General features: G+C 60.4%; 13 protein-coding genes. 7 read left to right on the forward strand and 6 right to left on the reverse strand.

Annotated features, from left to right (window positions below):
- The 4 genes from PLN84_RS10905 to PLN84_RS10920 form a co-directional block, all read left to right on the forward strand.
- Positions 1-417 (forward strand): Hsp20/alpha crystallin family protein (locus PLN84_RS10905; protein ID WP_348532070.1); only part of this gene is annotated, 417 nt, incomplete at its 5' end.
- Positions 418-829: 412 nt separating this feature from the next.
- Positions 830-1,927 (forward strand): fructose-1,6-bisphosphate aldolase/phosphatase, encoded by a 1,098-nt coding sequence (fbp, locus tag PLN84_RS10910; protein WP_292384542.1) that lies wholly within the window; start codon positions 830-832, stop codon positions 1,925-1,927.
- Positions 1,928-2,052: 125 nt separating this feature from the next.
- Entirely contained in the window at positions 2,053-2,289 is a 237-nt protein-coding gene (locus tag PLN84_RS10915) for an LSM domain-containing protein (protein WP_292384544.1), read from the forward strand.
- Positions 2,290-2,294: 5 nt separating this feature from the next.
- Positions 2,295-2,636, forward strand: a complete 342-nt coding sequence (locus tag PLN84_RS10920) for an Lrp/AsnC family transcriptional regulator (protein ID WP_292384545.1) — start codon at positions 2,295-2,297, stop codon at positions 2,634-2,636.
- A gap of 114 nt (positions 2,637-2,750) precedes the next feature.
- Here PLN84_RS10920 and PLN84_RS10925 read toward each other — a convergent pair whose 3' ends face one another.
- The 4 genes from PLN84_RS10925 to PLN84_RS10940 are packed head-to-tail and all read right to left on the reverse strand — an operon-like array spanning position 2,751 to position 5,977.
- Positions 2,751-3,167: a hypothetical protein gene (locus PLN84_RS10925; protein ID WP_292558633.1), complete on the reverse strand. Its 417-nt coding sequence runs from the start codon at positions 3,165-3,167 to the stop codon at positions 2,751-2,753.
- Positions 3,157-3,780, reverse strand: coding sequence for an ArsR family transcriptional regulator (locus PLN84_RS10930; protein WP_292384548.1), 624 nt, complete (start codon positions 3,778-3,780; stop codon positions 3,157-3,159). The genes PLN84_RS10925 and PLN84_RS10930 overlap by 11 nt, the downstream gene beginning before the upstream one ends.
- A 37-nt stretch (positions 3,781-3,817) precedes the next feature.
- Complete coding sequence (gene guaB, locus PLN84_RS10935; protein ID WP_292384550.1) at positions 3,818-5,284, reverse strand: IMP dehydrogenase; 1,467 nt, start codon at positions 5,282-5,284, stop codon at positions 3,818-3,820.
- Positions 5,285-5,287: 3 nt separating this feature from the next.
- Positions 5,288-5,977 carry a (5-formylfuran-3-yl)methyl phosphate synthase gene (locus PLN84_RS10940; protein WP_292384552.1) on the reverse strand — a complete coding sequence of 230 codons (690 nt, stop codon included), beginning with the start codon at positions 5,975-5,977 and terminating at the stop codon, positions 5,288-5,290.
- Between the two features lie 44 nt (positions 5,978-6,021).
- Between PLN84_RS10940 and PLN84_RS10945 the strand changes: the two genes are divergently transcribed.
- Positions 6,022-6,702 (forward strand): HisA/HisF-related TIM barrel protein, encoded by a 681-nt coding sequence (locus tag PLN84_RS10945; RefSeq protein WP_292384554.1) that lies wholly within the window; start codon positions 6,022-6,024, stop codon positions 6,700-6,702.
- The gene (gene tmk / locus PLN84_RS10950; protein WP_292384556.1) at positions 6,696-7,313 is read left to right on the forward strand and encodes a dTMP kinase; all 618 of its coding nucleotides are present in this window, start codon (positions 6,696-6,698) and stop codon (positions 7,311-7,313) included. The genes PLN84_RS10945 and tmk overlap by 7 nt, the downstream gene beginning before the upstream one ends.
- On the opposite strand, the gene PLN84_RS10955 is transcribed toward tmk, so the two are convergent.
- Entirely contained in the window at positions 7,270-9,861 is a 2,592-nt protein-coding gene (locus PLN84_RS10955; protein WP_292384558.1) for a valine--tRNA ligase, read from the reverse strand. The genes tmk and PLN84_RS10955 overlap by 44 nt on opposite strands.
- A 195-nt stretch (positions 9,862-10,056) precedes the next feature.
- Between PLN84_RS10955 and PLN84_RS10960 the strand changes: the two genes are divergently transcribed.
- Entirely contained in the window at positions 10,057-11,253 is a 1,197-nt protein-coding gene (locus tag PLN84_RS10960) for a DUF92 domain-containing protein (RefSeq protein WP_292384560.1), read from the forward strand.
- 330 nt (positions 11,254-11,583) lie between these two features.
- Here the strand turns inward: PLN84_RS10960 and PLN84_RS10965 are convergent, their stop codons facing one another.
- On the reverse strand, positions 11,584-12,675 hold the full coding sequence (locus PLN84_RS10965; RefSeq protein WP_292558634.1) for a transposase: 1,092 nt from the start codon (positions 12,673-12,675) through the stop codon (positions 11,584-11,586).
- Positions 12,676-12,772 lie beyond the last annotated feature (97 nt).

The following is a 12,772-nucleotide window of genomic DNA, read 5'->3' on the forward strand; positions in this document are numbered from 1 at the left end:
AACGAACTGATGAAACGCCTCATGGAGCAGGGGCTCAAAGAGCAGGGAGATCAGAACAGGCCGTTCGCCTACGGGTTCAAGATCATCCTCCATGATGCCGGCAAGACTGAGACACCGGCGGAAGAAACGGCTCCCGTAGCAGAACCCGCTGAACCCTCCTCCGAGGGGACCATCGAGCCGATAGCAGAGATGTACACGACTGATGACGACGTGACGGTGGCGGTCGATCTCCCTGGTGTCGATAAGGAGAATATTCACCTGTCACTCATCAACGGCACACTGACGATCATCGCCGGCACCAGTCAGCTGACCTCGGTGGAGATACCGACCGTGGATGCCGACTCCATGCAGTCGAACTACAAGCACGGCGTCCTGGAGGTCAAATTCTCCCGGGGCAAACCGATCAGGATCGATTGAGCGGATCGGCCGCCTGCCGGCAAGCCGCAACATTTTTTCACCGGGCTGGAGGTTGCAGGGAGCCGGGCCCATCCTCTTGATATGCCGGGTATCGCCCATCGCGGGGCGCACAGGAATGATGTCTCCCGGAGAGGACGCGCGATCGTTCTCGGGGCCATTCACGTGCAACCCCCGGAACACCCCCTCGCGCGATGCTTGTTCACCGGCATATCGAGTAAACGGCGAAACAGACAACCTCCAGCATGCCGGCCGCGGGGGCCCCTCAGGGACACGAGCCGTGAGGGATCGCCAGAAAGGGTCAACATAAAAACTAGTTGTCGTAGCCAACCTTTTTTCAAGGCAACACCTACATATACAGTGATACCTATCTACTAGTCGTAAGGGCTACGCCCGTCCAGGTAGTGGTGATTACATGGTCAAGACCACCGTATCCGTGATTAAAGCAGATGTAGGCAGTTTCCCGGGACATTCCCGTACCCACCCTAAGCTCCTCGAGGTGGCCGCCCGGAGGCTTAAGGAAGCAGAAGGCAGTATCCTCATCGACTCGCACGTCACCCACTGCGGTGACGATCTCGAGTTGATCATGACGCATACCAGGGGCGAGGACAATGAAGAGATCCACAAACTGGCGTGGGATATCTTCATGGAATGCGCCACACTCGCCAAGGAGATGAAACTCTACGGCGCCGGCCAGGACCTGCTCGGAGATGCGTTCAGCGGTAACGTCAAGGGGATGGGGCCCGGCGTTGCCGAGATGGAGTTTGAAGAGCGCGGCTCAGACCCGGTCCTGGTCTTCATGGCCGACAAGACCGAGCCCGGGGCGTGGAACTACTTCCTCTACCGGATCTTCGCCGACCCCTTCAGCACGTCCGGCCTCGTCATCGACCCCTCGATGCACGACGGGTTCACCTTCGAGGTCCACGACGTCATAAAGAAGCGGAGAATCCTCTTCAACACGCCCGAGGAGTCCTACAGCCTCCTGGCTTATATCGGAGCACCGAGCCGCTATGTGATCAAGTATGTCTGGAAGAAGAACGGCGAAGTTGCCGCATCTACCAGCACCCAGCGGCTGAACCTGATGGCCGGCCGCTACGTCGGCAAGGACGACCCGGTCATGGTCATCAGGGCGCAGAGCGGGTTCCCGTCGGTCGGCGAGGTCATCGACCCCTTCAGGACGCCCATCCTCGTGGCCGGCTGGATGCGCGGCTCGCACCACGGGCCGTTCATGCCGGTGGGCGTCTGCGACGCAAATTGCACCGCGTTCGACGGACCGCCCCGGGTCGTCTGCCTCGGGTTCCAGGTCAGCAACGGAAAGTTGATCGGGCCTGCAGACATGTTCGACGACCCGGCATTCAACCGTGTCCGCGACCGGTGCTGCGAACTTTCCGACGTGCTCCGGGCCCACGGACCGTTCGAACCGCACCGCCTCTCGCTTGAGGAGATGGAGTACACCACCCTCCCAGGCGTCGAGAAGAAGCTCAAGGACCGCTGGGAAGACCTTCCCGAGTAAACCTTTTTTTCCGATCGGCCGGCCGGGACCGGCTACGATACCATGGTTGTTGCCGGACGACTGCTCAACGGCATCCAGCGGGTAGATGGAAAACTTAATGCGTGAAGATAACCATATAAGAACAGATGGTTAACGGCATTGTACTCCCCGTAAAGAAGGTTTTTTCACTCGTGGACTCCAAAATCGTCGTTGAGATCAAGGATGACGGCAGGAAACTCCAGGGCCGGCTCGTGGCGGTGGACGAACACCTGAATCTGCACATGGACGAGACCACCGAGTATACCGGTGATCAGAGGGGCCGCGCACTCGGGACCGTCGTCATCCGAGGCAATAATATCCTGACCATTGCACCCCTGCTCTGATAGCCATGCCTGATCAGGAGGAAGAAGCACTTAAGGTAATCCAGTCCCATCGACAGGGCGTTCTCCAGAGCGAGCTCTGGAAACTCCTTGACATCGACAGCAGAAAGTGCTCACGGATTGTAAAGCGGCTGCTGGATGCCGGATTGATCGAGCGCGTCGAGTTCCGCAGCGACGGCATCAAGACCTATATGCTGAGGGCAAAGAAGCGGGCGGTTGATCCCTGCGTCATCCTTGCAGGAGGGGAGGTCCTCCCGTGCATCGGCTGCGACCAGGAATGCACCCCGGAAGAGTGCGCGCTCCTCCTTGACTGGATGTACCAGCTTGCTCTTGAAGAGTATCAGGAGTAAGACACTTTTTTTTCGCGATTCCTCGGCAGTTCCCGGAGCAGCGGCACCCCCCGCCGATCGGGAGTCGCCGGAGCGCGCATTAAAGCCCTGTTCCCAAAAAAGTAGAGGTCCGGTTCAGGACCGGGCAATTTCGTCCGGAGTGCTCTTCTTCCGGCAGACCGCGTCGATCACGCCGTGCTGCACGTTGTAAGAACTGTGCAGGACATCAATCTCACAGTCGAGATCGATGATCGTCTCCTCGTCACCCCCGACGCAGAGGGTCACGGAATCTTCCTGGAACGTGACGTATGGGGCGCCACTCGCCCGGGCATCCGCCACCGCGGTGACGTAGATGCAGTCGTCCCCTTCGACCACCTCAACATCGGACTCCTCGCTCTCTTCGGACGAATCGAGGTAGGGTGCCCCCTCGGGTGATCCGCTGATGATGGTGAACCCGATGATCTTCGGGTCCTGGAGAGGCATCTCGCTTAAGATCTTCTCCATCAGCCGCGCGATATTTCTAAACATTTCGTCGTATGGATTATTCGCCATGTGTACCACGTATCCGGTATCGATCGTTGACCCGTTCGACAACCCCGGCGTACATGAGGTTGCCCAGTCTCTGTTTCAGCTCATCCGTGGACAGGCTGCTCACTTCCTCGAGTTCCACAAGTGTCAGGTCAACGTGGAAGAGGGGGAGGATAACCTCCAGATCCCCATCATCGACGAGGCTGCCCCCTCCCACGCGCGTAACCTCAGCGAACCTCGATTCGATCTCCCGCTCCAGTTCTTCAAGGTTATCCATGAGTTCGTCGCGGGCCCGGATCATCCTCCGGAGTACCACGAGATCTCGCGTAAACCTTGTCTTCTGGTTCTCTTCAACGGAGGGAAGCGTAACACCATCCTGCTTCTGCAGGTTTACGATGACATTGATGTCATGCGAGAGGTAGTAATACTTTCGCCTGCGGTCGTCCTGGCAGGAGATGAGGAGTTCTGCACGTTCCATCAACTGCAGGTGTTCTATCACCGCTTTTGGACTGAGCACCAGACGCTCGGAGATCTCGGTCACAAAACACGGCTTCTGTCGCAGCAGTTCTATTATTCGCCGCCTGTTCCGGTTTCCCAGGATATCAAGGAGACGGGAAACCTCACCGCCCTCAAGCATGTTTACTAAATGTTAGTGATCTGAGTATATAAAATGATCACTCGAAGAGGCGGTAGTTCGGCGCCTCATCGGTGATCATAATGTTGTGCGGGTGACTCTCGCCGTAGCCCGCAGGCGTTATCCTCAGAAATCTGCCGTTCTTCTTCAGGTCAGGTATCGTCTTAGACCCCGTATAGCCCATCGCAGACTTCAGGCCGCCGACGAGCTGGTAGATGACGTCCGAGACGTGCCCGACGTAGGGAGTGACTCCCTCGACACCTTCGGGGACGAACTTGGTCCTCCCGATCCCCTTCTTCTGGAAGTAGCGGTCGCTCGACTCCCCGCTGCTCATGACACCAAGCGAGCCCATCCCACGGTACTGCTTGTAGCGCCGGCCCTTGATCGTCGTGACCCTTCCCGGCGCTTCGTCGGTGCCTGCAAAGAGACTGCCCGCCATGACACAGTCCGCCCCTGCGGCGATCGCCTTCGCGATGTCCCCTGAGTAGCGGATGCCGCCGTCGGCGATCACCGGCACACCGGCCTCATGCGCCACCTCTGCGACGTTGGCGATCGCAGAGACCTGCGGCACGCCCACACCCGCGACGATCCTTGTCGTGCAGATGGAGCCCGGCCCGATGCCCACCTTCAGCCCGTCGACGGTGTCGATGAGGGTTGCGGCCGCCTGCTTTGTCGCGATGTTTCCGGCCACCACATCGACGGCGACGCTCGCCTTGATATCCCGGACCGATTTGACGACGTTCATGTTGTGGCCGTGCGCGCAGTCCACCACCAGGGCGTCGACGCCCGCCTGGACGAGCATCATTGCCCGGTTGAAGTCGAAGGGGCCCACAGCGGCGGCGACCCGGAGTTTCCCGTTCGCATCGCGGTTCGCGCGGGGGTACTGCCTTTTTTCAAGGATATCCCGCATCGTGATGATGCCGACGAGGCGCCCCTGCCCGTCCACGACCGGAAGACGCTCGACCTTGTTCGAATACATCGTATCGAGCGCATTCTCCGACGTGATCTCCTCAGACGCGGTGATCAGGTTCTTGGTCATGTAGCCGGTGATCTTTGCATCGCCCCGTTTGGGCAGGATCGCCCTGATATCCCGGCGGCTGACGATACCAATCACGCGATCGTCCTCGACGATGGGCACGCCGCCGATACCGTACTGTTTCATGACCCGTTCCACATCGGTGACCGTGGCCTCGGGACCGACCGTCACGACCTCGCGCTCGATCAGGTCTTCGGCCTGCTTGACGACCCTGACCTCGGCGACCTCGTGTTCCGGGGTCATATTCCGATGAATGACGCCGATGCCGCCCTCCCGTGCCATCGTTATCGCCATCACCGACTCGGTCACCGTATCCATGGCGGCGCTCACAAGGGGTATGTTCAGGGAGATGTTCTTTGAGAATTGCGATCTGACATCGGCCTCGTCGGGCTCGACCCAGGATTCAGCGGGCTCAAGCAGCACATCATCAAATGTAAACGTCGTTTCCAGGTTCATCTTCTCGGTATACATACGTCACCCAAGCATCATCATTGCTCTTTCCACAAGCTCGGCCCGGATCGTGGTCGATCGATCGCCCCCGCAGACCATCCCCCGGACACCGATGATCTCCGGGTCGATCCGCTTTAAGGCATCGAGGTCCTCGAACTTCAGCGAACCGGCAAGGGCCGTCTGGAGCCCGAGTTCGCGGTTTCGTTCGGTGAACAGCTTCAGTGTCTCCTCGTCCATGAACTCAAAGAGACTCTTCCCATCTTTAATGCCGGTGTCGATCATGGCGACATCGGCCCCGGCATCAGCAACCAGCGGACTGATATCAAACGGAGAGATCGTACCCATCCTCTCAAAATCGGCATATGCGGCGATAACGACGAGTTTCTCGGGAAACTCTTGTTTCACCGCCGTGGTCACCGCCTCAACGACATCACGGGCACGGTCGACCCCGTCGAACATCAGGCCGACCTTGATAAAATCAGCACCTGCGTGCGCGGCACCATAGGCCGAGAGAGCCGCAGTTCCTGGCTTATACTCATTGTCCCCGATAGCAGCGCTGACAGGCTTTTTACCGGCGAGGTTCTTGATCTCACGGATGATCCAGGGGAAATTCGCCCCCAGCGAACCCTCTGAGGGTTTCTTCACGTCAATGATGTCAGCGGAAAGCGAGCTTCTTGCCTCCTCAATGCTGCTTGGACTGACGAGTAATTGCATAGAAATTAATGATCCTTCACCCTAATAGTGATTGCGTTGAGGACATGGAACTGATTCTTGCAGTCGATCTGGCAGGCGGTCTCGTGGTGCACGGAAAGTCCGGGATGCGCGCCGGCTATCGGCCGCTAACCTGGGGAATTGCTCCCTCGGCCGAACCGGAAGCGTATCTCGCCGCCCTGCAGCCCCGTTTTCTCTACATTGCGGATCTCGATGCTCTCCAGGGCCAAACCCCGCAGGACGACCTGGTCCGGCGTTGCGCCGCCATGGTCGAGCGGTGCTACCTCGACCGGGGCTGCCGGTCACCTGCCGAATGCACGGCGGTCGAGGGAGTGACGCCGGTCGTCGGCACCGAGACGGCGGCGAGAGTGATCGAAGACCTTGCAGCATACCGGGCCGGCTACCTCAGCATCGACATCAAAGGAGGCCGGGTGCTTCCCTGGGGCATCCGGCCGGCGGAGATGCTGGCCCGGGCATCAGGGTTCTCGTTTGAGGGATGCATCATCCTGAACATCGGTGCCGTGGGAACGGAACGGGGCCTCGTCGAAAAAGACCTCGAAGAGATGCGGGCGTGCTATCCCGGCCGCCTCCTCTACGGGGGAGGAGTCGCCGGGGTCGACGATATCCGTCTCCTCGCAGATACCGGGTTTGACGGGGCGATCATCGCAACCGCCGTCCACCACGGCACGGTGCCGCTCGAGTGGGTCCGGAGAGGATACCCTTGCTGATCACCATCGAGGGGATCGACGGGAGCGGCAAGAGCACGCTTCTAACCCGTCTCCGTGAGCTGCTCACCGACCTCGATCCCCTCTTCACCCGCGAGCCCGGCGCCACCTGGGTGGGAGAATCGGTGCGGCGGGCAATCGCCGAGCGGATGGACCCGATCACCGAGGCGCTCCTCTTCTGCGCCGACCACGCCGCGCATATCGATGGGGTGATCCGGCCCGCGCTCGACGAAGGGAGGCTCGTCATCTCCGACCGTTACGCCGACTCCCGGTTCGCCTACCAGCCGGTCGTCCTCGACGGCATCCTCCCCGACCCCCTCCTCTGGCTCCGCCGGATCCATGAAGGATGGTCGATCCGGCCCGACCGGACGTTCCTCCTGGTCCTCCCGGTCGAAGATGCCGTCTCAAGGCTCGACCCGGAGAAGAAGAGAGAGTATTTTGAGAGCGCCGGGATCCTCGCGCGGGTGCAGGAGAACTACCTGGACCTTGCGGCGGCCGATCCCGCGCGGTTTCTCATCGTCGATGCGCTGCTCGAAAAAGAGGAGGTCGCGGAGTTCATCGCCGACGAGATCAGGACGAGTGTCCGATCGTCACGACCACGTCCCCGAGCGTGAGGACGTCCACCTCTTCTCCCGCCACCCGGTAGGCGACCTTCGGCGTGAAAGAGCCGGCCGGGACCGGGATCTCCTCGCCGTTGACGGTGACGGTCGACGGCGGGTTCTTGAGTTGTTCCGGCGAGAGGGCCTCCACGGCCTCCATGAACCCACGGGCCTGCTTGCGTAACGCCGGCCCGATGATCGCCATGTTGAAGTTCACGCCGCTCACGACCTCTTCGAGCCGGGGCGTCCCGACGCTCCACTGGACTTCGCCGGCGAGCGCTCGCCCGGCGTCGCCGGCGTCGTCGACCGGCTCCGGCGCGTAGATCGTCACGTGACCGAGCGGCGCGTTCAGGGCCATGCCCTTATCGTGCTTGTAGCGCCGGAGTTCGGCGACCGTCTTCACGAGGAGGTCGCCGTGGCGCCGCGCCGTATCGTCGGCATACGCAAACTCGGGCCAGGTCTCGCCGTGCACGCTCCTCCCGGTCAGGTTGTGGTAGCACTCCTCCGCAAAGTGCGGGATGATCGGCGCGAGGAGACGACAGAGGACGTCCATGGTCGTCGCGAGGGCGCTGCAGGCGCTCGCCCGGCTCCTCTCGTCCGTATACAGGCGGCCCTTCACGATCTCGACGTAGTCGGCGGCGAGCGTGTTCCAGGCAAACTCCCGGATCGTCCTGAGCGCCCGGTCGAACTGGTAGCCCTCCATCGCGGCGGTGACCTCCGCGACGGTATCGGAGAGCCGGACGAGCAGCCACCGGTCGGTGAGCTCCGTCACCGGCGCCGCGTTCTCCGTCTCGGCGTCCAGGTGCCCCATAACGAACCGAAAGATGTTCCAGAGTTTGGTCTGGAACCGGGACGCGGCAATGACGTCGTTCCAGTTGAACATGATGTCCGAGCCGGTTGCGGCACCCCCGGCACCCCACTGCCGGAGCGCGTCGGCGCCGTACTGCCCGACGATCTCTTCGGGGGCGATGATATTGCTCCTGCTCTTGCTCATCTTGAACCCGTCTTCCCCGAGCACCATGCCGTTGACCAGGATCTGGTCCCAGGGTTGGCTGCCGACGAGTGCCTTCGCCCGGAGGATCGTATAGAACGCCCACGTCCGTATGATATCGTGACCCTGGGGTCGGATCTGCGCCGGGAAGAGCGGGGGCTTGTTGGTCCCGTCCCACCCGGTGACATGGAGCACCGATATCGACGAGTCCATCCAGGTGTCGAGAACGTCTTTTTCGCCGATGAACTCTGATGCGCCGCACTTCGGGCAGGGGGTTTTCGGCTTATCGACGGTCGGGTCGATCGGGAGGTCCGCCTCGTCGGGGATGACCGTCTCACCGCAGGCGGCACAGAACCAGACCGGGATCGGGGTCGCGAAGATCCGCTGCCGGGAGATGCACCAGTCCCACTCCATCGAGTTCGCCCAGTTCTCAAGCCGGGTGAACATATGCTCCGGCGTCCAGGATATCTTCCGGGCCGACTCCAGGATCTCGTCCTGATGGACCTTCACGAACCACTGGCGCTCCGAGAGGATCTCGATCGGGGTCTTGCATCGCCAGCAGGTTCCCACCCGCTGTTCGAGTTCCTCCTGCCGCTTCAGGATCCCCGCTTCTTGCATGTCGCGGAGGATCGCCGTCCTGCACTCCTCCGACGACATTCCCGCGTAGGGGGCCGCGGTCGCGGTCATAATGCCCTGCCGGTCGATCGCCTTCCGGAGTTCCAGGTCGTGCTCCTTCCACCAGTAGACGTCCGTCTTGTCCCCGAACGTACAGATCATCACCGCACCGCTGCCGAAACCCGGATCGACCACAGCATCCTCGATGACCGGCACCTCGTGCTTGAAGATCGGGACCACGAGTTTCTTCCCCTTCAACCCATGGTACCGCTCGTCGTCGGGGTGAACCGCCACTGCAACGCAGGCCGCGAGCAGTTCGGGTCGGGTGGTGGCGATCTCGACGCCGTCGAAGTCGAAGTAGTTGAGCGTGGTCGTGCGAGGGACGTAATTAACCTCGGCAAACGCGATGGCCGTCTCGCACCGGGTGCAGAAGTTTACGGGATGCTCGCTCTGGTATATGTCGCCGGCGTTGAGCATCTTCAGGAACGACGCCTGGGTCTTTTTGTAGTATTCCGGGAGCATGGTGATGTACTCGTGGCTCCAGTCAGTGGAGAACCCGAGCCGCCGCATGGTCGCCCGCATCTTCTCGATGTTGCCGATCGTGAGGTCGCGGCACATCTCCCGGAACTTCTCCCGCGATACATCGTTCTTGGTGATCCCGTAGGTCTCCTCGACCTTCACCTCGGTGGGAAGGCCGTGGCAGTCCCATCCCTGGGGGAACATGACGTTGTAGCCGCGCATACGCTTGTACCGCGCGATAAAGTCGATGTAGCACCAGTTCAATGCGTTGCCGATATGGAAGTTACCGGTGGGATACGGCGGCGGCGTATCGATGATGAACCGGGGTTTTTGCGAGTCGGGATCGAAATAGTTCTCCTCATCCCGCCAGGTGCTCTGCCAGCGCCTCTCCACTTCTTCGATATCGTAGTTTTTAGGTAGTTGATGTGACGGCGACATTTTCAGCGTATGATCTCTCTCTTTCCAGTGAAATATATTGTTCCACGAGGCTTTGGCCCTGCGGTTACCCGTGCCGGGCGCGGGTCTGCCGCCCCGGATCGCGACCTGCCCGAACGTTCACCGTCAGGGAGCTCCGGCGAACGTCCGGGCGTTCGACCCTAAAGGCTTTCCCCTGCACGGCCAAATTGTATGTGAATGACAAAGCCGCTGGGGTTGGTTCTGGCATCGGTGCTCACCCTCGCCTTTATAGCCCTTGCCCCCCTGCTCCAGCCGGCATGGCTGCTCACTCTCTTCCTCATCCCGTTCTCGCTCGTTCTCTTTCTTATCCGGGATACCCGGTATGTGTCACTCTCGATCCTCGCGCTTGCCGTGCTCTACGGGTTCGGCTGGCTCTCGACATTCGTCTTCACCTGCACGCTCGGCATCGTCGTGATCGGCGAGCTGGCGTTTCGCCTTACCGGAAGGAGACAGACATCCTACCTTCACCACCTGATTGCCGCCATCGGCGTTTCGCTTGCGGTGATGCTCTACCTCGGGTATACCGCGCCGCTTGTCGTCGTTATGGGGGTGGTCGCCGCGGTGCTGCTCCGGGCGGCTCTCCGGGGCCGGGACGACGCCCTGATGATCGAGGCGCTCGGTGTGGCGATGACGATGTTCCTCTTCGAGGAACTCAACTTTAAAGTCGACCTGATCATCCTCGTCGCCGCGGCCCTCATCGGATTCGGGTTCGGCTACACCGCCTACCGGTTCCGGGTGGCCGACATCAGCGGCCTCTTCTCGGGCGCCATGATCGGCATCATCCTCATCGTCTTCGCGGACGTCCGGTGGTTCCTGATCATGCTCACGTTCTTCATCATCGGCGCCGGGGCTACCCGGTACCGCTACGGCGATAAGAAGAGGCTCGGGGTCGCCCAGGAGCACGGGGGCGTGCGCGGCTACTTTAACGTCTTTGCAAACGGCCTCGTAGCAACCGGCGCCGCCATCCTCTTCGGGGTAACGGGGCACCCGGCCTTCGTGGCGCTCTACATGGGGAGCGTCGCCTCCGCCGCCGCCGATACCGCCGCAAGCGAGATCGGGGTCACGGGGAAGACGCCGTACCTGATCACGACGCTCCGGCCGGTCCCCCGCGGAACGAACGGCGGGGTGACCCTGCGGGGCGAGGCGGCCGCCGTCATCGCGTCCGTCATCGTCGCCGGCGCCGCCTGGGTGATGGGTGTCGCCGATCCCTGGATGGTCGTCGTCACGGTCATCGCCGGCTTCATCGGCACCAACGTCGACAGCCTCGTGGGTGCAACGCTCGAGAACAGTGGCAGGATCGGGAATTCCGGCACGAACCTGACCGCCACGTTCTTCGGCGGGGTCGCGGGGATGCTGCTCTATATGCTACGGTGAGGGGGGGGCGGGCTCCGCTACGCTTTTTTGGGACCGGTATAGGCACCCATCGAAGGCACAGGCTTAGTTAGATCAAAATCATTACGCTGAATCCGGAATGGTGTGCAAGTATGCCGGACCGGGTGCTTTCCCGGGACTTGTCCCGGTATACTGGACCAGGGGAGTATCGCCGCGCGGGGATAGACCGGGAGGGGCAAGGCGAAACTCAAGACGACCACGTGTCTTGTGTTGTGAGAGGCCGGAGGCTTCCGAGTTGTACAGCCTGGCGGGAACCAATGCCCGGGGCGTGGTGACTGCTCCCCCGACTGAAGTCGGGGGCATCTTGGGACGTTACCCCTGAGATTGCAGTCCCAATCTCATAATATTGATCGCCGCGTTCTGGTCGCGATCCATCACCAACCCGCAATGCGGGCAGGAATGGACGCGATCGGAAAGAGTCTTGGCGACGATCATCCCACATCTGGAGCACATCTGAGACGTGTTTCTGGGGTTGACCAGGATCACGCGTGAGCCAGCATCCTCCGCTTTGCTCTCTGTGATCGTGATGAACATATTCCAGGCGACATCGGCTATGCTTTTTGCCAGATGATGGTTCTTCTGCATGGTTGTGATATTCAGTTCCTCGAACACAATTGTACCAAACCGATTCACCACCTTCCGGGAGGTTTGGTGAGCAAAATTGAGCCGTCTGTTGGCGATCCGTTCATGGACGTGTGCGACGATCTTCCGGGCCTTCTTCCGTTCAGGAGTGCCCTTCTCTGCCTTCGAGAGTTTCCTCTGCGCCTTGGCGAGATCTTTCTCGTCGGTACGGAAGAACCGGGGGTTTTCAATCTTCTCCCCGTTGGAGAGGGTGGCGAAGGACTCCAGACCGACATCGATCCCGACTGTGGTCTCCTTCTGTGGGAGAGGAGAGGGATCGTACTCGACCGAGAAACAGGCATACCACTTTCCGGTCGAAGACCGCCGGATCGTGAGGGTCTTGATCGTCCCTTCAACCGGACGGTGGAGGACAATCCTCACGTCTCCGATCTTCGAGAGATGGAGACGATCTCCCTCAAGTTTGAACCCGGACTGTTTGTACGTGATACTGTCGTATCGTCCCTTCCCCTTGAACCGAGGATATCCGGGGTTCTCCCCTGCTTTTACGCGCCTGAAAAACGATTTGAAGGCAAGATCCACCCGAACCTGAACGTTCTGGAGAACCTGAGAATGAACCCGATTCAGATCGGATCGTTCCTTCTTCCACTGTGTCAGGATCTTGTTGGTTTCGTAGAGAGAGAGAGAATGCTGCTCCTGCTCCCATGCGTTCTTTCGCAATGCGAGCGTATCGTTATAGACCCACCGACAGATCTCAAGCGTCTGCTCAAGCAGAGTCGTCTGAGACTTTGAGGGATAGAGTCGATATCGACATGCCTTACGCATTATAGTTTTATACGCCACGGTGCGTAATATGATTATCGATGGACGGCATTCATCCCCTCACTAAAGTGGGGGGCCTTCTGCCTGTTTTCTTCGTAAA

Source organism: Methanoculleus sp., assembly GCF_035363275.1.
Taxonomy (GTDB): domain Archaea; phylum Halobacteriota; class Methanomicrobia; order Methanomicrobiales; family Methanoculleaceae; genus Methanoculleus.

Coding starts and splice junctions, on each gene's coding strand:
- PLN84_RS10965 (WP_292558634.1), bottom strand. CDS start 12,675: ATGCGTAAGGCATGTCGATATCGACTCTATCCCTCAAAGTCTCAGACG.
- guaB (WP_292384550.1), bottom strand. CDS start 5,284: ATGTATACCGAGAAGATGAACCTGGAAACGACGTTTACATTTGATGAT.
- PLN84_RS10925 (WP_292558633.1), bottom strand. CDS start 3,167: ATGGCGAATAATCCATACGACGAAATGTTTAGAAATATCGCGCGGCTG.
- PLN84_RS10955 (WP_292384558.1), bottom strand. CDS start 9,861: ATGTCGCCGTCACATCAACTACCTAAAAACTACGATATCGAAGAAGTG.
- PLN84_RS10945 (WP_292384554.1), top strand. CDS start 6,022: ATGGAACTGATTCTTGCAGTCGATCTGGCAGGCGGTCTCGTGGTGCAC.
- PLN84_RS10915 (WP_292384544.1), top strand. CDS start 2,053: ATGGTTAACGGCATTGTACTCCCCGTAAAGAAGGTTTTTTCACTCGTG.
- PLN84_RS10940 (WP_292384552.1), bottom strand. CDS start 5,977: ATGCAATTACTCGTCAGTCCAAGCAGCATTGAGGAGGCAAGAAGCTCG.
- PLN84_RS10920 (WP_292384545.1), top strand. CDS start 2,295: ATGCCTGATCAGGAGGAAGAAGCACTTAAGGTAATCCAGTCCCATCGA.
- PLN84_RS10960 (WP_292384560.1), top strand. CDS start 10,057: ATGACAAAGCCGCTGGGGTTGGTTCTGGCATCGGTGCTCACCCTCGCC.
- fbp (WP_292384542.1), top strand. CDS start 830: ATGGTCAAGACCACCGTATCCGTGATTAAAGCAGATGTAGGCAGTTTC.
- PLN84_RS10930 (WP_292384548.1), bottom strand. CDS start 3,780: ATGCTTGAGGGCGGTGAGGTTTCCCGTCTCCTTGATATCCTGGGAAAC.